Annotated in this window: 17 protein-coding genes and 1 tRNA gene; 7 read left to right on the forward strand and 11 right to left on the reverse strand. The window is 40.1% G+C overall.

Annotation, left to right across the window (positions count from 1 at the left end; translation table 11 throughout):
• Positions 1-33: 33 nt before the first annotated feature.
• The 4 genes from LPB86_RS17700 to LPB86_RS17715 form a co-directional block, all read right to left on the reverse strand.
• The gene (locus LPB86_RS17700; RefSeq protein ID WP_230646465.1) at positions 34-1,476 is read right to left on the reverse strand and encodes a RagB/SusD family nutrient uptake outer membrane protein; all 1,443 of its coding nucleotides are present in this window, start codon (positions 1,474-1,476) and stop codon (positions 34-36) included.
• Between the two features lie 11 nt (positions 1,477-1,487).
• On the reverse strand, positions 1,488-5,027 hold the full coding sequence (locus LPB86_RS17705) for a SusC/RagA family TonB-linked outer membrane protein (protein WP_230646467.1): 3,540 nt from the start codon (positions 5,025-5,027) through the stop codon (positions 1,488-1,490).
• A gap of 205 nt (positions 5,028-5,232) precedes the next feature.
• Entirely contained in the window at positions 5,233-6,414 is a 1,182-nt protein-coding gene (locus tag LPB86_RS17710) for a FecR family protein (RefSeq protein ID WP_230646469.1), read from the reverse strand.
• 93 nt (positions 6,415-6,507) lie between these two features.
• A complete protein-coding gene (locus LPB86_RS17715) occupies positions 6,508-7,074 on the reverse strand; it encodes an RNA polymerase sigma factor (RefSeq protein ID WP_230646471.1) in 567 nt (188 codons plus the stop codon).
• A 178-nt stretch (positions 7,075-7,252) separates the two neighbouring features.
• Between LPB86_RS17715 and LPB86_RS17720 the strand changes: the two genes are divergently transcribed.
• The 7 genes from LPB86_RS17720 to LPB86_RS17750 all read left to right on the forward strand — a co-directional run bounded on the left by LPB86_RS17720 (position 7,253) and on the right by LPB86_RS17750 (position 16,159).
• Positions 7,253-8,275: a sensor histidine kinase gene (locus LPB86_RS17720; protein WP_230646474.1), complete on the forward strand. Its 1,023-nt coding sequence runs from the start codon at positions 7,253-7,255 to the stop codon at positions 8,273-8,275.
• A complete protein-coding gene (locus tag LPB86_RS17725) occupies positions 8,272-9,048 on the forward strand; it encodes a LytTR family DNA-binding domain-containing protein (RefSeq protein WP_230646477.1) in 777 nt (258 codons plus the stop codon). Before LPB86_RS17720 ends, LPB86_RS17725 begins: the two co-directional genes overlap by 4 nt.
• Before the next feature lie 118 nt (positions 9,049-9,166).
• Positions 9,167-9,565 (forward strand): hypothetical protein, encoded by a 399-nt coding sequence (locus LPB86_RS17730; protein WP_230646479.1) that lies wholly within the window; start codon positions 9,167-9,169, stop codon positions 9,563-9,565.
• 29 nt (positions 9,566-9,594) lie between these two features.
• Entirely contained in the window at positions 9,595-10,647 is a 1,053-nt protein-coding gene (locus LPB86_RS17735) for an alpha/beta hydrolase (protein ID WP_230646482.1), read from the forward strand.
• Positions 10,648-10,659: 12 nt separating this feature from the next.
• Entirely contained in the window at positions 10,660-11,727 is a 1,068-nt protein-coding gene (locus LPB86_RS17740; RefSeq protein ID WP_230646485.1) for a serine hydrolase, read from the forward strand.
• Between the two features lie 152 nt (positions 11,728-11,879).
• Positions 11,880-15,173 (forward strand): gliding motility-associated C-terminal domain-containing protein, encoded by a 3,294-nt coding sequence (locus LPB86_RS17745; RefSeq protein WP_230646488.1) that lies wholly within the window; start codon positions 11,880-11,882, stop codon positions 15,171-15,173.
• On the forward strand, positions 15,170-16,159 hold the full coding sequence (locus tag LPB86_RS17750) for a PorP/SprF family type IX secretion system membrane protein (RefSeq protein WP_230692748.1): 990 nt from the start codon (positions 15,170-15,172) through the stop codon (positions 16,157-16,159). Before LPB86_RS17745 ends, LPB86_RS17750 begins: the two co-directional genes overlap by 4 nt.
• A gap of 25 nt (positions 16,160-16,184) precedes the next feature.
• Here LPB86_RS17750 and LPB86_RS17755 read toward each other — a convergent pair whose 3' ends face one another.
• From LPB86_RS17755 to LPB86_RS17785, 7 genes are all read right to left on the reverse strand, one after another.
• On the reverse strand, positions 16,185-17,369 hold the full coding sequence (locus LPB86_RS17755) for an NRAMP family divalent metal transporter (RefSeq protein ID WP_230692749.1): 1,185 nt from the start codon (positions 17,367-17,369) through the stop codon (positions 16,185-16,187).
• Positions 17,370-17,371: 2 nt separating this feature from the next.
• Positions 17,372-18,127 (reverse strand): LamB/YcsF family protein, encoded by a 756-nt coding sequence (locus LPB86_RS17760; protein ID WP_230692750.1) that lies wholly within the window; start codon positions 18,125-18,127, stop codon positions 17,372-17,374.
• Positions 18,128-18,133: 6 nt separating this feature from the next.
• Positions 18,134-19,129, reverse strand: a complete 996-nt coding sequence (locus LPB86_RS17765; protein WP_230692751.1) for a biotin-dependent carboxyltransferase family protein — start codon at positions 19,127-19,129, stop codon at positions 18,134-18,136.
• Positions 19,130-19,135: 6 nt separating this feature from the next.
• On the reverse strand, positions 19,136-19,834 hold the full coding sequence (gene pxpB / locus LPB86_RS17770) for a 5-oxoprolinase subunit PxpB (protein WP_230692752.1): 699 nt from the start codon (positions 19,832-19,834) through the stop codon (positions 19,136-19,138).
• 38 nt (positions 19,835-19,872) lie between these two features.
• Positions 19,873-19,946 (reverse strand) — tRNA-Pro (locus LPB86_RS17775).
• 106 nt (positions 19,947-20,052) lie between these two features.
• Complete coding sequence (locus LPB86_RS17780; RefSeq protein WP_230692753.1) at positions 20,053-21,081, reverse strand: hypothetical protein; 1,029 nt, start codon at positions 21,079-21,081, stop codon at positions 20,053-20,055.
• A 120-nt stretch (positions 21,082-21,201) separates the two neighbouring features.
• Positions 21,202-21,915 carry a hypothetical protein gene (locus tag LPB86_RS17785; RefSeq protein WP_230692754.1) on the reverse strand — a complete coding sequence of 238 codons (714 nt, stop codon included), beginning with the start codon at positions 21,913-21,915 and terminating at the stop codon, positions 21,202-21,204.
• Positions 21,916-21,938: the final 23 nt, after the last annotated feature.

A 21,938-nucleotide genomic window follows, 5' to 3' on the forward strand; every position in this document is an offset into this window, starting at 1 on the left:
AATAGTAAATTGTTAGCTGTGCAAAATGCTGCTTTATGGATTTAGCGTCCAGTCTGGATTAAACACAGAGGCAGCTGGCCATATTTGACGGAGATAATTAGGACTATTTGGTGTTAACGTGTAGGTTACCCCTTCAGCCACATGCGTAATGGTTTTCTGAAATCTTGTTTCTTTGTTTAAACGTTTTAGATCAATTACGCGCATGCCGGTAAACACAAGTTCTCTTCTGCGTTCTTCTAATACAAAGCGTAGTACCCTTTCACTATCATTATTAAAATCTGCCGGTGTAAATTCATGGTATGCAGCCGGGACGATTCTATTTAATCTCAGTTTATTGATGTCTGCCAACGCTCCGCTAAGGTTGTTAGCTCTTGCTTTACATTCTGCACGATTTAAATAAACTTCTGGTACAGCAAGGCAGTTATTGTAATAATCGCCCCTTAGAAAAATCTTAACGCCATATCTATCCATGTAATTGAAGGGGGGTGCCGGTGGCCAGGCATTAGCAAAATACAATGCCCACCTCCTATCATTATTTGAAAATAAACTGGTCAGCTCTGGCGTTGCACAAACATCCATTCCCAGTCCAAATGGACGCAGGTTTGTACGAGCTACCAGACTCTCTGGATGACGCTCTGCATTGGGGATATTGGTCCATCCCAAAGGCGCCCCTGGAATATTAGGATCATTAGGGAATGGTCCGGGCACGATGACATTGTAGCCATTCATGTTTGCCAATTCATTTTGTAAGCCAAGAGCCAGATCGGCGTTCTTTAAGGCGTTCGCATAATCGCCCATGAAAAGATATACCCGGCTTAAAAACGCATAACCACCAGCTTTGCAGGCCCTAAACTTAGATATTTTGTTTTTTAAAGGAAGATCTTTAACAGCTTCCTCTGCATCGGCAATGACCTGGTTGTATACCTCCTGAACTGTATTTCTACTATTTTTTGCGCTGATATCTGCTTCTAAAACAAGGGGGGCGCCTGGATCTGTACCAGCGGTTGCTGCGTCATAATGCTTTCCGTAAACATTTACCAACATTAAATGCTCCAATGCCCTACCCAACAATGCTTCGGCCCTGATGCTTCTCTTTTCAGCTTCGGTACTACCCTGCGCTTTCATGATATTATTTGCAACCGTATTAAAGTAAAAAATGCGTTTATAGCCCTCACTCCATAGGATATCGTTATCCCCTTCTCCGTATACGTCTTTGTTGAAAGTGTAAATCTTCCTTGCACTTAGCCGTTGTTTGGTGTACAAGTTACCTGGCTGCCCTTCTGGCAAAAAGGCATCATCCGTAATTAAATCTTCAAAGTAATCTCCGTAAGTGGAAACAGTTGCATAATTGAGCATATTTTCATAATCTTCAACTGTACTGGGGATAAACTTGTCTTTAGGAACAATGTCCAGAAATTTCTTGCAGCTGCCTAGGCTTAAAAAAACAAATGCTATATATAAATATTTTATTTTCATGGTTTGCAGGGTTAAAATGTAAAGTCTACACCAATCATATAGGTTGGCGTAACTGGTAAATTTCTATTGGAATAAGTGCCATATTGGCTATACGCTTCAGGATCTAAGCCCTTATCATTTCTGTACCAGTGGAAGGCATTTTGAACTTGTAAGGTAAGTTTTGCGGAAGCAATCTTTTTGTTCTTAAACAAATCTGGCGCAAAATTATAGCTCAACGAAATATCCCTTACCTTCACATAGTCTGCCTTCAGCGTATTTTCATCCAGCGCATACCATAGCGAGGCAAAATAAGAATTTCCTGAACCGGCAAGATCGGGAGCCGGTATGGTTCCCGGGATTGCTTCATCACCAGGTTTTCTCCAGAAATTTAATGCCCGTTGATCGAGATTCTGAGAAAAATTACTTGATGTTAAGAGTTGTGGAACTGCATCTCTGAACACGTTTCCTCCATTTGCAATGATCAGTACATTAAGACTTAAGTTTTTATAATTGAAGGTATTAGTTAGCCCAATGGTATAAGTTGGTAATAAAGTACCTCCATATACTAATCCATCTACATCATTCATATTGGCCACCAGTGAGCCAGATTGATCATAATTGGTGACTACATTTCCGTTTTTATCAAAAACCCGAACGGTTCCATTGGTTGGATCCAGGCCTGCAGAACGGAAATTAAAAATACTGCTGGTTGGGTATCCGATCCTGGATACTCCATTTCCATCGGTGTAGGTATATACAGATTCACTTTGCGGCGCAATCTCCGTCATTTTATTTTTGTTGTGACTATACGTTAACCGGCTTGCCCAGTGAAAATTGCTGGTCCTTAAATTTTCGGTATTTAATGCCAGTTCGTAACCCTTATTGGTCATACTGCCATAATTGATTAAAGCAGATAGAAATGCATTTGTTGGATCCGTTTTACGATCGCCCAATAAATCTGTACTTTTTCTGCTATACAGATCTATGGAACCGGAGATTCTGTTCTTTAAAACACTAAAATCTACGCCAAGGTTTGTTGTAGCCGTACGCTCAAATCTTAATGCTTTATTGGGTGGACTTACGATTTGGGTAGCGGTTGCTCCGGTTATAATGCTAAATTCGGAGGCAGCTTGTAAAAAAGGACCTACATTTTTAGCCACATTACCACCTAAACCGTAAGTTAGCCTCATGTTTAAGTGATCTAGCCAGTTTGCATCTTTCATAAAGTTTTCGTTACTCAACTTCCAGCTTCCTCCAAAAGACCATAAAGGAATATATCTGTACTTAGGATCGACACCGAAAAGGTTAGAGTCATCTATTCTCACACTTCCTGTTAAATTATATTTGCCGGCATAAGTATGTCCCGCGTTGGCGTATACCGATACATAGCGGTTTTCTACTGACGTAAAGTTGTTGTAAGAACGATTGTTGTATTCAAAGGTATAAGTTAACGATTGTGTGTTGGTTAACCTGGCAAGATCTAGCGTATTTACAGGTAGAAACTGCAAATTGTTATCGCTATAGCCCATTCGGTGCAGGCTGGTAGAATTTTGTACGGTGGCGCGTTTCTCAGCTCCTGCAAGTATGGTTAGATGGTTTTTATCGTCTAATACTTTATCAAAATTCAGCTGTGTACGTAGTGTGTAAGATTTAGAGTCTCCTCTGGTTTCATAAATTTGTCCTCCTTTTGGAACATTCCACTCAATATCTCCGTTCGTTTCTACAGTTGCCGCATCGTTTATCATATTTTTGGCGGCATAGGATTCATTGTTATGATAAGTTTTGTAGAAACTGTTTCCTCTTTCTGTCTGATATTTAACATCAAGGCTTAAACCTTCCATAAACTTCACATTGAAACCACCCTGCAAACGCACGTAATTATTCTTGCTGCTAATTGCCGACTTGTCTAACTCATTCAGAGGATTGTATGTTTCATCATAAAGTCCTAAGCCAATTAAACGATCAATCTCATAGGCAGACTTGCGGTAATTCCAGGGCGAAACATTTCCATTTTCATCCTTTAACACTTCATAGGGCATATTGAGGTAATAGCTACTGGTGTTTATTGGTTTGCTCTTAGCATTACCTAAATTAGTAGTTATCCCAACATCTGCAGTAAGCCACTTGGCTACTTTAACCTGATCTCTCAAAGCGATATTGACGTTTTCATCTTTACTTCCAATACTATAACCCCTATTGCCAAGATAATTGAGGGATACATTGAACTGGTTATACTCATTACCACCATTTGCTGAAAAGCTATGGCGCTGTTTGACCATCTTTTGCATCAGCAAATCTTCCAGCTGTGGTTGTGCATTTAAAGTTTTTAACCGATTCAAAGTGGCAGCAAGTTCAGCATCTGTGATTAATCCCTCTGAGTTTTTATATAAGGCTTCTATGGCTTTTGGTTGTGCAGCACGCATAATACCATCATTGTAATCGGGATGCCTCATGTTAAATAATTCCTGCTGAAGATCTACCATTTGTGATGAATTCAGGAGGTTGAGGTAAGATGCATCCGGCAGCGGAGTTATAAATAAGGTGCTGTTGTAATTGACAGTTAGTTTACTTACACTACCAAGACGCGTTGTAATTACAATTACACCATTTGCTGCACGGGTACCATATATAGAGGCTGCTGCCGCATCTTTTAAAACGGTTACGCTCAGCACGTCTGATGGGTTGATATAATTGATATCACCTTCGTAAGGAAATCCATCAACTACATACATGGGTTGCTGCTCTGCATAAAGAGTAGCAAGACCGCGAATGGTTACGGCCCCATTTTTCATAAACAGACCAGGAACGCTTCCCTCCAGCCTGTCCAATATATTGGTCTCCATTCTCAGGTTGATTGTTTTTTCGCTAACTACACCGTAAGCGCCAGTTGAACGTTCCAGGGGTAAAGTCTGATATCCAGTATTGATGGTTACTTCATCAAGGCCGTTAGTTATTGAGCTCATGACAATATTGCTCAGATCAGCCGTAGCTTTAATTTCAAGAGCTTTATAACCGATATACGAAATTAATAGCACATCATCATCATCTAAACCTTTATATTCAAACTCGCCTTTTGAGTTTGTTACAACCACTCTTTTTGACTGTTTAGACTTTATGGTTACACCCGGTATGGCTATGCCTGCTTCATCAACAATTTTCCCACGTACATCAATGGCTTTAAAATATTCCATAACCTGATTTAAGATGGATTTTTCCTTCATCCTGATGACGATGGTTTTTTCGTCAATGGAATAGGTTAATGGCATGCCTTGCAGACTTTTAATAAGCACATGCTCTAGCGGTGTCTGGTTAAAATTTGCGTCAAATGGCCTGGAAAGATTGAGTTGATTTAAGTTCCAGACTACATTATATCCGGTTTGCTTTTTTATTTCTTTAAAAAGACCAGTCAGCGATGCTTTTTTCTGCTTAAAAGTAACTCTTTGGGCAAATCCCGCAGCGCTAACCTGCATCATGGCAGCTATTAAAAAAACGGTGGTTAATCGCATAATCAACAGAATTTTATGGGCATACCGCTTGTGCAGGCCTATTTTCTTGGTGTAATTTTTATACATTTGTTAAGTTTGGTTTACAGCGAACCAGCTATGCTTTTTAAGTCATAGCTTCATTCGCGGGTTAGCAGGTGCTGTTATACTGGGGAGTCTAACAGTGCCATACATGTTAAGGTTAATACAATTGCTATTTATTGACGTAATGCCAAATCATTTTCCGGTAGTGTGCATACACTGCCGGTTTTTATGACATCATCGTTTCTGGTATTTATTTAGTAACGATAATCCTCCTTCCTTCAATTTTAAAATGTACAGATCCAGTCATTTCGAGCATTCTCAAAACCCTTGAAACATTTTTAAAGCGGGAGATGGTACCTCCAAATACTTCGTTACGAAGTTGCTCATCCTCATAAACTACTTTAACATCATACCATCTGGCTACTTTTCGCATGATGATTTCCAGTGGTTCATTATTAAATATGAACTCATTATTTTTCCAGTCTATGGCATGTTCTACTTCAGCATCTGATACTTTTAATGAACTGCCTGATAAAATGGCCTGCTGACCTGGCTTTAAAACCTGTCTTTGCAAAGTTTTGTTCCACAAGATAGAGGTGATCTGTACAGAACCTTCCAGCAAAGATGTTTTAGTAACACCTTCATCTACGTAACTGTTGATGTTGAAATGCGTTCCCAGTACTTGAACCTCTTGTGTATTCGTTTTTACGATGAAGGGATGTGCATGATCTTTAAAAACCTCAAAGTAAGCTTCACCTTTCAATTCCACAATCCGATCCTTTAAACTTGTAAAAGTTGCGGGAAATTTAATGGAAGAAGAGGCATTAAGCCACACCTTAGATTGATCAGGTAACACAATCTGATATTGCTGACCATTTGCCGTTGAGAGTGTATTGTAACTGGTTGATTTATTGCGCCCAGCTGAGCTGCCTTTCTGCAAGCTGTATACAATTTGTCCGTCTACGGTTTTGTTGATGCTTGCGCCTGATTCTTCTGCAAGCTGACCATTAAGCGCATCTGTAAGTGAAATTTTTCGACCGTTGGCTAAAGTAAGTGTTGCACCATTGCGCCCCGCTGGCAAGTCATTTTTTAAAGCATCAATTGAAGTTAATGAGGTATTAGCAGGTTTAGTATAGAAATACAGGCTTAAACCTGCAACAATAATTACAGCGGCTGCGGCCGCCCATGTTTTGATGGATTTTAAAGGGTGGAGTGGAAGAACTTTAACAGCATCCAGTCTGCTTCCAGCCATAACCTGTTTATGGTGTGCTGCGAGTGACAATAAATCGGCCTCGAGCTCCTCAGCAGATAGTGAAAATGGTGCATCAACATTCCATTGTGCGTACCATTGCTCTATAAAAGCAGCTTCATCAGCAGTACAGTTCTCTTGCTGATAACGAATTAACAATGCTTTAATTTCTTCTTCCTGCATAGCTTTAAATGGCTGAATTGTCGGTATACCCGATTTTCAAATATTAAAGACGAATGAGCAGTACCTTGGGGGTAAAGAAATTTTAAAAAAAAATTATAAGGTCAGGAAAAACAAGGACCCCAGTTTAACACGCAGCACCCTTAGTGCATTGTTTACTGTTGTTTTGACGGTTTGTTCAGAAATATCCAGCTGCGCAGCAATTTGGCGATGGGAAAGAAAGCCTTTCCTGCTCAGTTCAAAAATCTCACGCGTACGTGCAGGAAGTGCGGCAATTTCATTTTCAATAATTTCAGCCAGCTGATGTTGTCTTACCAAATGGTCTGTATGACTAAGCCCGTCTTTCTTAAATTGTTGTATTGAACTGATGTATTCCTTCTTGAGCTTCTTCCTTGCCAGAAGATCAAAAATACGGTTTCTGACTGCTTGATATAAATAACCGGATAGCGCTTTTGTAAAGACCAGATCCTCGCGTTTTGACCACAACACTGCAAACAGCTCCTGAACTAAATCTTTGCATTCTTCCCGGTCTTGAAGCCGTTTAAAAGCATGAATGTATAATGCAGCATGATAACGGTTATAAATCTCGTTATAAGCCCCAGCATCGCCGGACTTTAACAATTCAGTTAACCTGTCATCTTCATATGTGCTGTATATACTCATACCTTTTGTTCATCTAATCTACGTACAAATTCTGTAAAAGCTGATTTTACCTGCAATATTAGCAATTTGTGTAAGCTCGTATTCCTAAAATCCAGTTAAACTAAGCATTTCATCCCCTATTTTTTCAGCCTCACCTTGTCTGTAAATAGATCATAAAGGAAAAAAGCTAATTTAGCGCATGGATAATAATGAAAGGCGCATTTGCTTGTACAGCTCCTTATTGATTGCCTTGGTTGTAAATTCTGGCCGTTTATTGGCGTTGAGACCCAATAGCATCATGGCTCGTTATTGGCAGTTTGACTTTGGCGAACTTAGCTTCCAATTGCTTTTTAACCTGGCCTTTTGCTGCTTAATCTTTTATTTAAATCTAGCAGAAGGTACTTTTTTGATGAAGTACCGGAAACGAAAACAATTGGGTCTGTATGTTGCTGCTAATGGATTAGTGGTAGTGACGTGTATGGTTATTGGAAATGCGTTTCAACACCTGCTATTTGCTGGCAATCATATTGGTGGCTCATATAAAATGGGGTATTTTGTGCGTTTTGGACTGAGCAGCGTACTAATTTTTATTATATTGAGGATAATTCTTTTATTAAGAGCTGCCCGGGCTAAAAATGTAATACACGAACAACTAAAGCATGCTTACCTACAGGCACAGTTGGAATTGCTGAAACAACAACTGAACCCTCATTTGTTGTTTAACTCTTTAAGCAGTCTATCGGGTATAGTAAGAGAGGACCCTAAACTGGCTCAATTTTACATTCTACACCTGTCTAAGGTATTTAGACATGCACTGTCTCATTCTGGTTCAAACCTGGTTACACTTGATAAAGAACTTGACACAATTAAATCTTATGCACAATTGCTTAACATGCGTTTTGAACAAGCTTTTTGTTTGGAAATTGATGTGCCACAACCATATCTTCAAGCTCAAATACCACATTTATCCATACAGCCTCTATTAGAAAATGCGGCAAAGCACAATTCGGCAACACTGGCCTCGCCCCTAATAGTTCGCATTTACATTGATGAACAGATGCTTATTGTTAGCAACAATCTGCAAGAGCTTACCGGCCTGGAAGATAGCCACGGTATTGGACTCCTGAACCTGACCGAACGTTTTAGGTTATTGGTTGAAAAGGATATCGAAATAGAAAAAACAGACAATTTTTTTAAAGTAAAACTGCCGCTAACTTTATGAAAACATTGAATATAGTTTTAGTAGAAGATGAGCCGGTTACAGCGCGTAATCTTGCGCATGTATTGCAGTCTATTGATAAAAACACACATATAGTTAGCATACTCAGCAGTGTGTATGATACTGTAGACTGGCTAAGTAGGCATGAAGATGATTATGACCTTATATTTATGGACATCAGGCTTACAGATGGGTTATCTTTTGATGTCTTTAAAAAAGTAAAAGTATTAAAGCCTGTAATATTTGTGACCGCTTATCACGACTTTACTATGGATGCTTTTAAAAACAACGGCATCGACTATATTTTAAAGCCATTTGATGAACAAGAGGTGACCAGGGCGCTGGATAAGTTTAAAACTTTGATAAGACCAGGTACACCAGAAATAGATGCAAACCTGAGCCAGCTGATTGAACGGCTTCAAATAGACATGAAGCCCTATAAAAAATCATTTCTGGTACATTATAGAGCTAAACTTTTACCAATAGAGACGGCAAAAATTGCCTGGTTTTACACCGCTAATGAAATTGTTTATGGACAGATGCTGGATGGCGATCAATACATCTTTGACTTTACCATGGAGCAATTGGAGAAACAAATAGACCCGCAACTGTTTTTTAGAGCCAACAGACAATTCATCATCAACAGGCTGAGTATTATAGAAGTGGATTTTTATTTTAACGGAAGATTGTCTTTAAAAATCAATCCGGCACCTTCAGAACGCGTATTGATTAGTAAAGCGCGCGTCCCTGATTTTAAAGCCTGGATGAATTACTAAACACTTCGGCACCGGATTTTTCAGCTTGACCTGGATTCCTCGTATTTTTCTATACTTATTACTGAACTTTACCTCAAGAGGCATAGCTAAAAAAGAATAAATATTTAAAAGAAAAAAAATGAAGAACAGTAGAATCAAAAAAATACTTACACTGTCTGTAAGTCTGCTAATCATCGCATTTGCAAGGCCAGTAATGGCTCAAAGTAAAACTGCAATGAAGAATAAGACGCCGGAAGAAAGGGCACAATTCCAAACCAATTTATTAAAAGAGAAACTGAGTCTCGATTCTGGGCAAGCGGTACAATTAAATAAAATTAATTTAAAGTATGCCCAAAAAAATGAACCCATTATTAATGGCAATGGAAGCAAGTTTTCTAAACTTAAAGAACTCAAAGACCTTCAAAAGCAAAAGGATGCTGAACTGAAAAATATCTTTACTGCTGACCAGTATAAGCAATACCAGGCTTTACAAGCGGAAATGAAAGATAAAATTAAATCACAATTGGGTAGAAACTAATGGTCTTATGCATTCAAATGAAAAGTATAATGAAAGCGGTTCTTTTTAAAGTTGGTTTAGTATTATGCGTGTTATTATCGGCTTGTTCCAATAGCGTTGATGACTCTATAGATCCGGAAACAGCAGACGATGATCTTGAAGGTCCGATATCCCGCCCTACATCCGGCTACGGTGTTGACGGAGTTTATAAGGTGGCTGAATTGAGTTTTCCTAATACTGAGTACCCTGGCACCCAGGTAACCATCTTTTATCCTCAGGGTACAACTTCTGGCAGACCGACAATTTTTTACGCACACCCTTATGGCGGAGAGGATAAAGAATACAATCGGGGATTATTTGAATTCATTGCAAAGAAAGGTTATGTGGTGGTTTTTGTTCCTTACCCTACAACTGATATCAGTATCGATCACCGGTATCTAACTTTATGGACTGGTTTTACTAAAGCGGCAACTGATTACCCCAACATAATTGACACTAAAAAAGTAGGTTTTATGGGACATTCCTTTGGTGGTGGGGCTTCAATAGGTTTAGCTTATAAAGCATTCACTGAGAAAGGCTGGGGACAAGATGGACGCCTTCTGTTTACCATGGCACCCTGGTATAGTTATCAAATTAGCCCTGCTCAGCTTCTTAACTTCCCCTCTAATACCAAAATGGTTGTTCAGGTGTATGATGAAGATAAGTTTAATGATCATAGGCTAGCCATTGACATCTTTAAAAACATAGGTATTGCTAATGCTGAAAAGGACTTTTATTATCTTAAATCGTCTACGGTGGCCAACTACAGGTATGGTACAGATCACAACCTTCCAAATAGTCGTTCAGCTTATGATGCCTATGATTATTATGGTGTTTATCGTATATTAGATGCACTGATGGATTATAGTTTTAATGGTAATGAGGCCGGAAAAAATATAGCCCTTGGAAATGGTTCTACTGCTCAGGTTACGATGCCAGGTTATAAGAATGAACTCATGGCGCCCCTTGAAGTTACGGACAACCCCTCCCCAAAATATACGCAAAGCAAATACCTGTTTCCATGCAGTAGCCAGGAAAACCCCAGGATTGCAAATTGTAATTGATGAATGATAAAGATGAGAAAGATTGTATACTTATTACTTGTTATGACATGGTTTGGCTCCGCCCTTGGTCAACAGCAGCAGTTTTATAAAGTAGATAGCTGGATTAACCAGAATGCTTCGAACATGGGTGGTCGTTTGATGCTTCTGATATGGAAAGATGGAAAAATAGTTTACAATTGTACGCAAAGCGACATGAGCGTAAGAGACAAAATGATTGTTAAACTGATGGCCAAAAAGCAAGGTAAAACGGCCGACGTTAGTAAATATACCGCAAGTACGCGCCAGCCAATAGCCAGTTGTAGTAAATGGCTAAGCGCAGCGCTTGTAATGACATTTGTAGATGAGGGAAAATTACGACTATCAGATACCGTAGGTAAATTTTTTCCGGTTTTGTCTAAGCATCATAAAGGAGCAATCACAATTAGCCAATGTCTTTCGCATATGACTGCAATACACTCTCCCGACCTAAGGGAGAGCCTGGCAGACCTACGCGATGTTAGCAGCATGGGTGAAATGATAGAAAAGATTGCAGCTTACCCTATGGAAGGCCAGCCGGGTAAGGTTTTTAGATACAGTAATACGGGACTGCAAATTGCTGGTGCAGTTCTTGAAAAAATAAGTGGCAAAAGCTTTGAAATGTTATTTGCAGAAAGGATAGCCGGACCACTAAAGATGAAAAACACAGATTTTGGGCAGGCAAAAGTGGCCTTACCGGCGGGTGGCGCCACAAGCACGCCGGAAGATTATATGAATTTCCTGGTTATGATTTTAAATAAAGGAATGTTTGAGGGTAAGCGCATCTTAAAAGAGAGCAGCATTGCACAAATGCAGGCCAACCGGTTGTCCTCAGATGTTAAAATGGCCTATAGTCCGGCAGAAGCTGGGGGTTTGGGCTATGGCTATGGAGAATGGTTAATGGGCAATGGCGTACTTAGCAGCCCTGGTCTGTTTGGTAGTTTTCCATGGGTAAATAACAATGAGAAATATTGTGCATTTTTAATGGCAAACTACTTAAAAACTGACGCCAGACAGGAAAAGTATGCTGAATTGAGAAAACTAGTGGATGAAGCGATTAGATAATACAAATTGTCTCTTTAGTAAATCAACACATATTTTGAGAAAACCCTCTAGTATTCCATTTTTTTACTTAAATTCATCAAAATTTTTGTAGTAAACGAAAAGTAATACACAATAGTTGCCTTACACTGATTATAAATTAGCTGCTCCACTTAATGAAAAAGAATCTTACGCTCGTTTTTTTTATATGTCTTTTTATTATTTATGATTGTACCGGACAAAGTTTTAGGCCAGAATGGGTCAATACGGTAAGCGGAACTGAACGTTACAGGGCCACCTCTATCGGCAAAGATGCTTCTAATAATATTTATAGCGCCGGACATTTTACTGGAGTTGCAACATTTTATTCTACTGATGGCTCAACCAGACAATTGACTGGGGCAGGAGGTAACGATGCCTACATTGCCAAGTATGCTCCTGATGGCAAAATCATTTGGGTTGTAAAATTTGGGGGCTCTGGTAGTGAGTTGATAAATAATATGACAATCGACGACAATGGTAACGTACTAGTCATTGGTCAATATGCATCAACTATAGATTTTGGTAGCGTCTCCCTATCATCAATAGGGAGTGAGGACATGTTTTTAATTAAATACAATACAAATGGGGGCTTTGTTTGGGCCAAATCATTAGGTGGTTCTGGCATTGAGCGTGGGCATCAGGTTACAACGGACAAAGACCAGAATATTTTTATTACCGGAATTTATGATTCTGTAATAGACTTAGATCCGTCATCAGGGGTAAGTCAATTAACAAATAATACCCCATATTTCAAAAGTCTCATTGCTAAGTATGATGCAAACGGAAATTTAGTATGGTATCAGGCTCTGGGAAGTGGAGCTAGCGGAGATGGATCCTCCGCCACCCCAGTTACGATTGATAAAAACACAGGTGACGTACTGATAGCCGGGGACTTTGTAAGTCAATTTGACTTCAGTTTTACAAACCAGCCTGGAGCAGTTGTTAACCCACAAGGCAGATCAAGTTATTTAGCGAGGTACACAAATAATGGGACATATAAATGGGTTAAAACATTTCCCGGCACTTCTTCTTGCCAGTCTATATGTATCAATGATCAGTTAGATATCATTATGCTCTCGAGATATAGTGGGACATTTTATCCTGGTGGATCAACTGGTCTGGCATTAACCGCCAAAGGCAATACTGATGGGCTCTTGCATGCCTATAATAGCACTGGAATTTTCAAGTGGAGAAAAGTAATTGGCGGAGCAGGCGCTACAGTAACAGTTAATCGTGCATACCTGGATGAGAATCAAAATATCGTTATTTGCGGTATATTAACAGGAAGTGCTGACTTCGATCAGGATTCACCCGATGGGATGTTAAGCCCTGTAAATGGAGGAGCGGGAATATTTTTTGGAAGATATGACAAAGTTGGAAATGCTAAGACATACGCTGTGATAGGCGGAGGCTGTAGTTTAAATGCAGCATATAAAGTAGTGGCTACGAGCAACGCATTTTACATTACCGGCGGATTTTGTCAAACTCTGGATTTTGATCCTTCAAATTGCAATGTGCTAAGTTATACCGCCAAAAATTCGCAGACTGATGCTTACTTAGCTAAATACCTTGACGATCCCCCAACAAATATTGTTAACACAATAATGTCCCCCTTGATTACCTCCTTTTGCAATACTTTAAACCCAGAGAATATCATTGGCTCTGCTGTAAACCAAGCCAGTTATCAATGGCAAAGTGCTGGAGAAGATGGCATCTATACTAATATACAGGGAGCAACTTTTAAGGATTATGATTTACCTGTTATAGATAAGACCACTTATCTACGTAGGGCTGTTACAGTTTGCGGCCAACCATATTATAGCAACCTGATCATTTTTAGTCAAACAAATGTTCCAATTACAAACAATAATATCACCGGTCCGGCGAATGCTGTTTTTTGTGGTGCAAGTAACCCTGATATAATCGCAGGTAGTGTACCGCAGGGTGGCGGTGGAAATTATATCTATCAATGGCAAAGTTCTGCAGACAATTTAACTTTTAATGATATAAACGGCGCCACAGGAAAAGACTATGATCCACCGGTCATACACGCAACTATTTATTACCGGCGTCAAACCACCTCAACAGATTGCATGACATTTTCCAACAGCAATGCAGTTACTTTAACAATTTTACCTATCCCCGCAACTCCTATTCCTTTTGCCCCAACTATAGCGGTATGTGTGGGCACCTCAGCCACGTTTTCAATTGCTGCACCTCTGCAGGGTATATCTTACAAATGGTATCCTACCTCTGCCAGGACCAATTTGCTGCATACAGGAACAAGTTTTACTACTGACCCAATTAACAATACAACCAATTTTTATATTGAAGCCAGCAACGGCTCGTGTATTAGCGCGACTCTAGCTCAAGTGCAAGCCACAATTTTACCGCCAGCACCAGCACCCATCGTCAGTGTTCCTGAACCTAGTTGCGCAGGTAAGATAGTCACATTAAGCATTAACAATCCACAGGCCGGCATCATCTACAAGTGGTATACCTCCTCAACAGGAGGAGACTTAGTGCATACCGGATCTGATTTTAGTACTAAATCTGAAAATATTACCTACTACGCCGAGGCTGTCAACAGTAACTGTGCTTCATTACGAAGAGCAGCTGTAATAAATACACTTACGCCCCCAGCTGCCCCCAATTTGCAAAACCTATCCATCTGTCCTGGAAATACCGCTATAATTAAATCACCAAATGTTACAAATACTATTGTCAATTGGTACAGCCAGTCAACGGGTGGAAATATTATTACCTCCGGAAATGAGTTTACGACTCCTGTATTAAATTCAACAACAACCTATTATGCAGAATCTGTAAGTAGTATCAGCGGTTGTGTTTCTAATCGTACCGCTGTAATCGTTTCCATGGTGAAGGCATTACAATCCCCAATAGTACATGTGGCAACAACAATGTCAAATAGTGTGACCTTTAGTTGGAACGCAATAAGCGAGGCAATTGCTTATGAAGTAAGCATAGATAATGGCATAAGCTTTAAAAACATAGGAAATAAATTAAGCTACACCGTAACCGGGATAAAGACAGGCGCAAGTGTTTCTTTATTAGTCAAATCTAAAGGAACTTCTGCTTGCATGCTCAGTTTAAGTTCAGCGGCAATTACAGGTACCGCTCTTGATCCTATGGCGGGTGAAATATTTATACCCAATGTCTTTTCACCTAATGGGGATGGAAAGAATGATATATTATTTGTGAGAGGTACTTCAATTAAGTCGCTTTTATTTAATGTGTATGACCAGTGGGGAGAGCTAATCTTTAGGGCGAACGACAAGTCTGTAGGATGGGATGGAACTTACAGAGGTAAACTGCAACCAGTAGGTGTGTATGCCTACTATACTGAAATAGTTCAACTTGATGGCAGCAAAGTAATTAGAAAAGGAACAGTTACATTATTACGGTGAAAAAGATAACAATAACTATACTGCTTGCATATGTATCTATATGTAAGCTATCTGCACAGATTGATCCACATTTTTCACAATATTATGCGAATCCATTATGGCTTAATCCTGCGCTTACTGGCGTGGTAGATGGGGATATTCGTTTAAGCTGTAATGTTAAAAATCAATGGGGGCGTGTGGGAACTGGCTATCAAACGCAAGGTTTGGCCGTAGATTATCGGCCTACTAACCAAATAGGCCTTGGATTTACTGCTCTCAGTCAGGGCGCAGGTACCGCAGGATATAAATATTTAGCTGCCTACAGCTCATTCTCTTATGCCGTAGCACTTTCCAATGAATTTGAATGGCTGAACTTTGGTCTTCAAGCTGGCTTAATCAACAGAAGCGTTGATCTTTCTAAATTTCAGACCGATAGTCAGTACGACCCCTCTTTTGGATATAATCCAGGCCTTCCAATTAACGAAAGTTTACTTTCTGAAAATGCCACGATATTTGATGCTGGTATTGGGGTTTTCTATCGTAATGACAATCCTTATAAAAAAGCAAATTATTTTATTGGAGCAAGCGCCGCGCATCTTTCCAGGCCTAATGATCCTTTTGCAACTGATGTTCAGAACTATAGGCTGCCTGTGCGCTTAAATTTTCACGGTGGCGTAAAATTGACGATGTCTAAAAATCTGGGATTGACTCCACACTTTATTTACATCCGGCAAAATAAAAATGAAATAGCGGCAGTCGGTTCTTATTCTGAAATTAGGGTTGAAAACGATGATACTTTAATATTAGGGATTATGTATCGACTTGATGACGCAATCTTAGCCAATATTGGTTATCGCGTAGGACGTTTAGGGATTTGTGCAAGTTATGATTTTAATACATCCGCATTCAACAACGCCACCAGAGGTCATGGGGGTTTGGAATTTGCTTTTAGTTATACATTTGGGAAAGGTGTAATAGGCCTTTCTCCGGTACTCCCAAAGTTTTAGCTACGAATTTAGTAACCGTCTGAATTTAATTTCCTGAAATCATTTGAACAATGGTGCCATACCCCATCCAGATCATAATGGCCACCACAAGGATTCCTGAAACGGTGAGCCATAAAGGTTGCTTATAATCTGCTATGATCCGTGTACGGTAAGCCGCTACGAGCATTATGCCCAATGCAATGGGTAGTATGAGTCCGTTTAATGCCCCTACAGCAAGCAACACCTCTACCGGTTTACCTACAATTTCAAAAATGATACAGGAGATGGAGATAAATACGATGATGATTTCCCTATTGTACTTTAATATCACAGGGTGAAAGCTTTTGATAAAAGAGATGGAGGTATAAGCTGAACCGACAACAGAGGAAATACCTGCTGCCCATATCACAAGTCCGAACACTTTATAACCAAACTGTCCGCTGGCCAATTGAAAGACAGATGCAGCAGGATTTGAGGGATCTAAAACGGCACCTTTACTAACCACACCAAGGGCGGCTATAAACAACAGCAAGCGCATTAGAGATGCCAGGCCAATAGCACTAAGAGCACCTTTATTTACGCCCGAAAGGTTTTCTATTCCTGTTTGACGTGCATCGAGTAAACGGTGTGCTCCTGAGAAAGTGATGTATCCGCCAACGGTTCCACCAACAATAGTGAGCACCGCCGTAAAGCTAAACTGAGTGGGATTTACCGCCCTGATTGCCGCTTCTGCCAGTGGAGGATCACTGATGTATGCGATGAATAAAGCGAGTCCGATTTTCAATAATCCCATGGTTTTTGCAAAAACATCCATGGCTTTTCCTGCCTCTTTATAAAGAAATATACCAATAGCGATGATGGCACTGATTATTGCACCCTGCCCTACGCTGATGCCAAATAAAACATTCAGTCCAAGTCCTGCCCCTGCTATATTTCCAATGTTAAAAGCCAGTCCACCAAGAAAAACAAGAAAGGATATAAAATAACCCAGTCCGGGAAAAACATTATTGGCAATATCCTGTGCGGGCTTGTCTGCAACGGCTATGATGCGCCATATGTTCAGCTGTGCAACAGCATCAAGAATAATAGAAAGCAAAATGACAAAGGCAAAACTTGCGCCCAACTGTTGCGTAAATACTGCTGTTTGCGTGAGGAAGCCTGGTCCAATTGCTGATGAAGCCATCAAAAAAGCAGCTCCGAGTAATACGCTCCAGTTGTATTTTTTATTCATAATTATGGTTTCTTAAGCTCAATGCCTTGAGATTTTAAGGTTTGGTTTATTTTTTTCGCAAATGCAACAGCATGTTCACCATCTCCATGCAGACATAACGTTTCTGCCAGCAACTGAACGGTATTCTGATTGGTGGAAATCACCTGTTGATTCATCACCATCTTCATTACCTGATCAATAGCTAGCTCTTCATCTTTAATCATGGAATTTTCATGACTCCTTGGGGTTAGCAAACCGTTATCCTGATAAGTCCGGTCGGCAAAGACCTCAGAAGCCGTAGCCAATCCTAGCTTTTGTGCAGATGTTATCATTTCACTTCCAGCCAGTCCGTACAAGATTAGTACAGGATCAAAATCATATACCGCCTGTGACAGTGCATCGGCCAGTCCTTTATCTCTGGCAGCCATATTGTAAAGTGCGCCATGCGCTTTAACATGATGCAACACCCCTCCGGATGCCCTAACAAATGCACTAAGTGCACCAATTTGATAAAGACAAATCTGGTAAGCTTCTCTTGGACTAATCGCCATTTCCCGTCGGCCAAAACCTTGAAGATCCTGCAGACCAGGATGGGCACCAATAGCTACATTATTCTTTATGGCCAATTTAACTGTTTTTTCCATTGTTCTGGCATCTCCGGCATGAAAACCACAGGCGATATTTGCTGAGGTAATGAACTGCATCAAAACCTCATCATCAGGCATGGCATAGTTCCCAAAACCTTCGCCCATATCACAGTTTAAATCTATCCTTTTCATTTGAAATTAATATGATAACCTGCTTGCAATCGCAGCATCCAACTTTTTTAGTTCCTTCTCTCTGGCAATATATAGCTTTTCGGCTTCATCATGGCTGATCTTTTTGAAATTGATCACATCTCCAGGTTTGAGTTGAGCGCAAAGGGGCAAATCTACTTCCGTCACCTGTGCTATTCTGGGATATCCACCGGTGGTCTGACAGTCTGCCATTAATAAAATAAGCTGCCCGGCACCGTTTACTTGTATGCTGCCCGGAGTAACTGCAGTACTTAACAACTCTTTCTGAGTAGTTCTTTTCATGGCCATCCCTTCCAGTTGGTAACCCATCCTATTGCTCTGGAACCCGATTTTGAACGGATCATTTAGCAAGCTGAAAATGGAGCTATCTTCAAACCAGTCATGTTCCCTGGCCATAAATACCCTGATCGTTTTGCGCTTAGCGGAAAGGAATGACTGCGTGTGTATCCGCAAAGCTTTTTCAGCATTTTCAAGATTGTTAAATTTTCTGATAATTGCCGCGGTTATATTAGTAATTAAAGGATTAGCGTTTATCAGTTGAGCAGCCGTAAGTACCTCTCCGTTAATGCCGCCAAGTTTTGCTGTAAGGTAAGTACTGCAGCTGCCCATAACGGTAGGGACATACCATCCTCCTGCAATAGCCAGATAAGTTCTGGCCCCATCCGGATTATTGATTAGTTTTACCCTTGAACCCCTGGAAAGAAATACAGGGCTATCGGAAATTAATTGTATACCGTTATGGACTAGAAAGGCCCCAGCTCCGGAATATGCAATCAAAACATCAGTTTCACAACTAAACTCTGCTGATGCGTAGGTGAACTCGATGGTAGGAGCATCATCAGGATTTCCCAGTGCTTTATTTGCCAGTCTATGAGAAAGGGTATCCATTGCTCCTGAAACCGCCACTGCTTGTGAGCGATAACTATACCTGCCCAAATCCTGGACGGTTGACAAAATCCCTGGTTTTAAAATCTTTATTTGCATGCCCCTTTAGTGAAAATCGTTAAACTCTTTAGCTGTAATAGGAACGAATTTAACAGATTCTCCGGCCTGTAGCAATGACGGTTGAACACGTTGATGATCAAACAGTGTCAATGGTGTTCTGCCTATAATCTGCCATCCCCCGGGTGTTTCTAATGAATATATGCCTGTCTGGCTGCCAGCGATACCAACTGAGCCGGCAGGAATCTTAGCTCTTGGCGAAGACTTTCTAGGCGCAGATATCCGTTCGTCCATTCCTCCCAGGTATGGAAAACCCGGTACAAAACCAATCATAAAGATCTTGTAAATGGCTGAACTGTGAATATTGATGACCTGATCTACGGGCATTCCGGCATGATTGGCCACTTCCTCCAGATCTGGTCCATAACAGCCACCGTAGAGCACGGGTATTTTTATAATTTTTTGTTCCCTTAAATCGGTAATTCCAGGCAAAGATTTCAAGCTTTCAAGATGCGTACGGATCTTTGAAAATACATTTACACCAGGTAAATCGCTCTCATTTACTACTACTGCACTATAAAAAACCGTAAGCGTAGTATAACCAGTTACCGTTGTGATAAATCCCCTAAAAGGATTCTCCTTTAAAAGAAGATCGAAACGATAAATAGCATCAGCTATATGTCCACTAATCTGCTGGCCAAATTCCAACGTTACAGATTGCTCACTCAAAGGATAAATACTAAACATACCTGGCTGAATTATTTGAAATGGGATATTTGTATTTGTCGGGATGGCAGGATTTGAACCTACGACCTCCAGCACCCCATGCTGGCGCGATACCTGGCTACGCTACATCCCGATGGTGATTGTGTTTTAGACAGTCAGGGCTGCAAATATAAAAACGTCCTGCATTTAGACAAAATATATTTTAGATATAACGATGGTGTTACCTTCCTTTCCGGAAGCTAATTTCCAATTTCAATTGGTCCGAATAAACCACCATGAAGATTGATGTCTTTAAAAATCAGCTTAGGCGTACTGGTTGCTGCGGCAGCAAGAGGCACTTTGTATACCACACCTGCATCCTGACTTGTAGAATTGGATCTGCTAATCCAGTATAAATATCTGTGTTTCGAATCAATATTGAGCCCCAACACGGTTGAAATGGGATGGTTGGCAGAACCCCCTGAAGATATTACCGTAGTAGCAGGATTTCCATTAACGTCTCCTTTAAACAAATAACTGGTTCCAGTGGCTGAACCCTGTGAACTGGCAATGTATAAGTTGGAACCATCAATAGCAATTCCGGTAAAGCGGTCAATTTCGGCTACCCTAATTGGCAAACTCGCTTTGTTGTACAACAATACTGGTGTACCTGTACCATCCAGGTTTGCTTTATAAACTGAAGATTCCTTTCTGGGCAAACTTTCCAGATCATTTTCAACCACATAAATTTTATTGTTTGCACCATCAATATTAATACTAACCACATCTCCGAACTTAAACGAACTGAATAACATGGTATTTCCGGTGCCATCTAAATTGCAACGGTACAGATATTCACCAACCGCTTTTTCATCATAAACTACATAGTATAGTTTCCTGCTAACCGGCTCTACCGCCATCGCACTAATCACCAACTGCGGAAGGGATAATATGCGTTGTTTAGGACCACCGGAGGTATCGCCCTTGTTTACATAACAAGTGAAGTTAGAAGAGGTAACCGGCTCAATGTCCATCTCGGCCCAGTAAATCTCCTTTGTGCCCGGATGGATTTCCAATGCCACCAGTGGATCATACAGCCCACCGTCGTACAGTTTAGTTACTGTTTGAGTTCCGTCTGATTGAATTGTACCTTTTAGTAGGATCATATTTTCAATGCCCCCACCAAACCAGTAGGCCGTTTCTACGGTGGAAATGATAGCCTTTTTCTTGCAAGAAAAGAGAATGGACAACAGAAAGAGTGCGAGAATAGATTTTTTCAACATCATCATTATTGGAGGAGTTAATAATCAACAACATACAAATATACTCCTTTAATGAATGTACGCAAATTTAATTCATATTAAAATAAGAATTTATTTAAGAAATCCCGCCTATGCATAACAATCGCCCTATAAGCTGTTCAATTCTTGAATACTGATGCCAGTAGCCTCGGATATAATCGCCAGGCTAACTCCTCTCCTTTTTAGGATCTTTGCTATTTCTCTTTTTTCTCTGTCAAAGCTTTGGGATCCATCGAGATCATCATATGTGACAACGGTTTTAACACTTATATTCTCAGTATTTCCGGTTACCGCTTTGATTTGCCCTGCCCTTGATGCTGAATCGAAATTATCAAAGTAAGTAATGACAACTGGCCCTACAGACTTAACCTTGCCCTGCTTATATGATCCATCAAATACATCGTAATAATTTATCGCAATGTTTCCGATTGATTTAATTTTACCATTTTTCTCCGCACCATCAAAACGATCATAATAATTGACTGAGACATCATTTATCGCTTTAAGCTTACCTGCTTTATCAGAGCCATCAAAAACATCGTAATAATTGAAGCTCAAATTCCCTAAGGATTTTATCTTGCCATTTTTGTCTTTACCATCAAAATTATCATAGTAACTGATTGCTGCATTTATACTCAATCGGTCAAGATTAATTGAACCTTCTTTTTCAATAAAGACAACAGTTTTATCGAACACAACTTTAATAGACTGAATCGATTTTAAGTCTTTTGATAAGCTAAATACTGTTTTAGAAAATACCTGAGCATCAACGGTCAGTACCGATGCGAAAAGAAGTAGGAAGAATAGCAGTTTTTTTAACATGATTTTTTAAGGATATTGTATTT

Origin of the sequence: Pedobacter sp. MC2016-14, from assembly GCF_020991475.1 — a bacterium.
Classification (GTDB): Bacteria; Bacteroidota; Bacteroidia; order Sphingobacteriales; family Sphingobacteriaceae; genus Pedobacter.

Bases quoted from the DNA above. Each gene is read 5' to 3' on its own strand.
- LPB86_RS17740 (WP_230646485.1), top strand. From the start codon at position 10,660: ATGAGAAAGATTGTATACTTATTACTTGTTATGACATGGTTTGGCTCC.
- LPB86_RS17700 (WP_230646465.1), bottom strand. From the start codon at position 1,476: ATGAAAATAAAATATTTATATATAGCATTTGTTTTTTTAAGCCTAGGC.
- LPB86_RS17735 (WP_230646482.1), top strand. From the start codon at position 9,595: ATGAAAGCGGTTCTTTTTAAAGTTGGTTTAGTATTATGCGTGTTATTA.
- pxpB (WP_230692752.1), bottom strand. From the start codon at position 19,834: ATGTTTAGTATTTATCCTTTGAGTGAGCAATCTGTAACGTTGGAATTT.
- LPB86_RS17745 (WP_230646488.1), top strand. From the start codon at position 11,880: ATGAAAAAGAATCTTACGCTCGTTTTTTTTATATGTCTTTTTATTATT.
- LPB86_RS17780 (WP_230692753.1), bottom strand. From the start codon at position 21,081: ATGATGATGTTGAAAAAATCTATTCTCGCACTCTTTCTGTTGTCCATT.
- LPB86_RS17715 (WP_230646471.1), bottom strand. From the start codon at position 7,074: ATGAGTATATACAGCACATATGAAGATGACAGGTTAACTGAATTGTTA.
- LPB86_RS17765 (WP_230692751.1), bottom strand. From the start codon at position 19,129: ATGCAAATAAAGATTTTAAAACCAGGGATTTTGTCAACCGTCCAGGAT.
- LPB86_RS17720 (WP_230646474.1), top strand. From the start codon at position 7,253: ATGGATAATAATGAAAGGCGCATTTGCTTGTACAGCTCCTTATTGATT.
- LPB86_RS17730 (WP_230646479.1), top strand. From the start codon at position 9,167: ATGAAGAACAGTAGAATCAAAAAAATACTTACACTGTCTGTAAGTCTG.
- LPB86_RS17710 (WP_230646469.1), bottom strand. From the start codon at position 6,414: ATGCAGGAAGAAGAAATTAAAGCATTGTTAATTCGTTATCAGCAAGAG.
- LPB86_RS17705 (WP_230646467.1), bottom strand. From the start codon at position 5,027: ATGTATAAAAATTACACCAAGAAAATAGGCCTGCACAAGCGGTATGCC.
- LPB86_RS17725 (WP_230646477.1), top strand. From the start codon at position 8,272: ATGAAAACATTGAATATAGTTTTAGTAGAAGATGAGCCGGTTACAGCG.
- LPB86_RS17760 (WP_230692750.1), bottom strand. From the start codon at position 18,127: ATGAAAAGGATAGATTTAAACTGTGATATGGGCGAAGGTTTTGGGAAC.
- LPB86_RS17785 (WP_230692754.1), bottom strand. From the start codon at position 21,915: ATGTTAAAAAAACTGCTATTCTTCCTACTTCTTTTCGCATCGGTACTG.
- LPB86_RS17755 (WP_230692749.1), bottom strand. From the start codon at position 17,369: ATGAATAAAAAATACAACTGGAGCGTATTACTCGGAGCTGCTTTTTTG.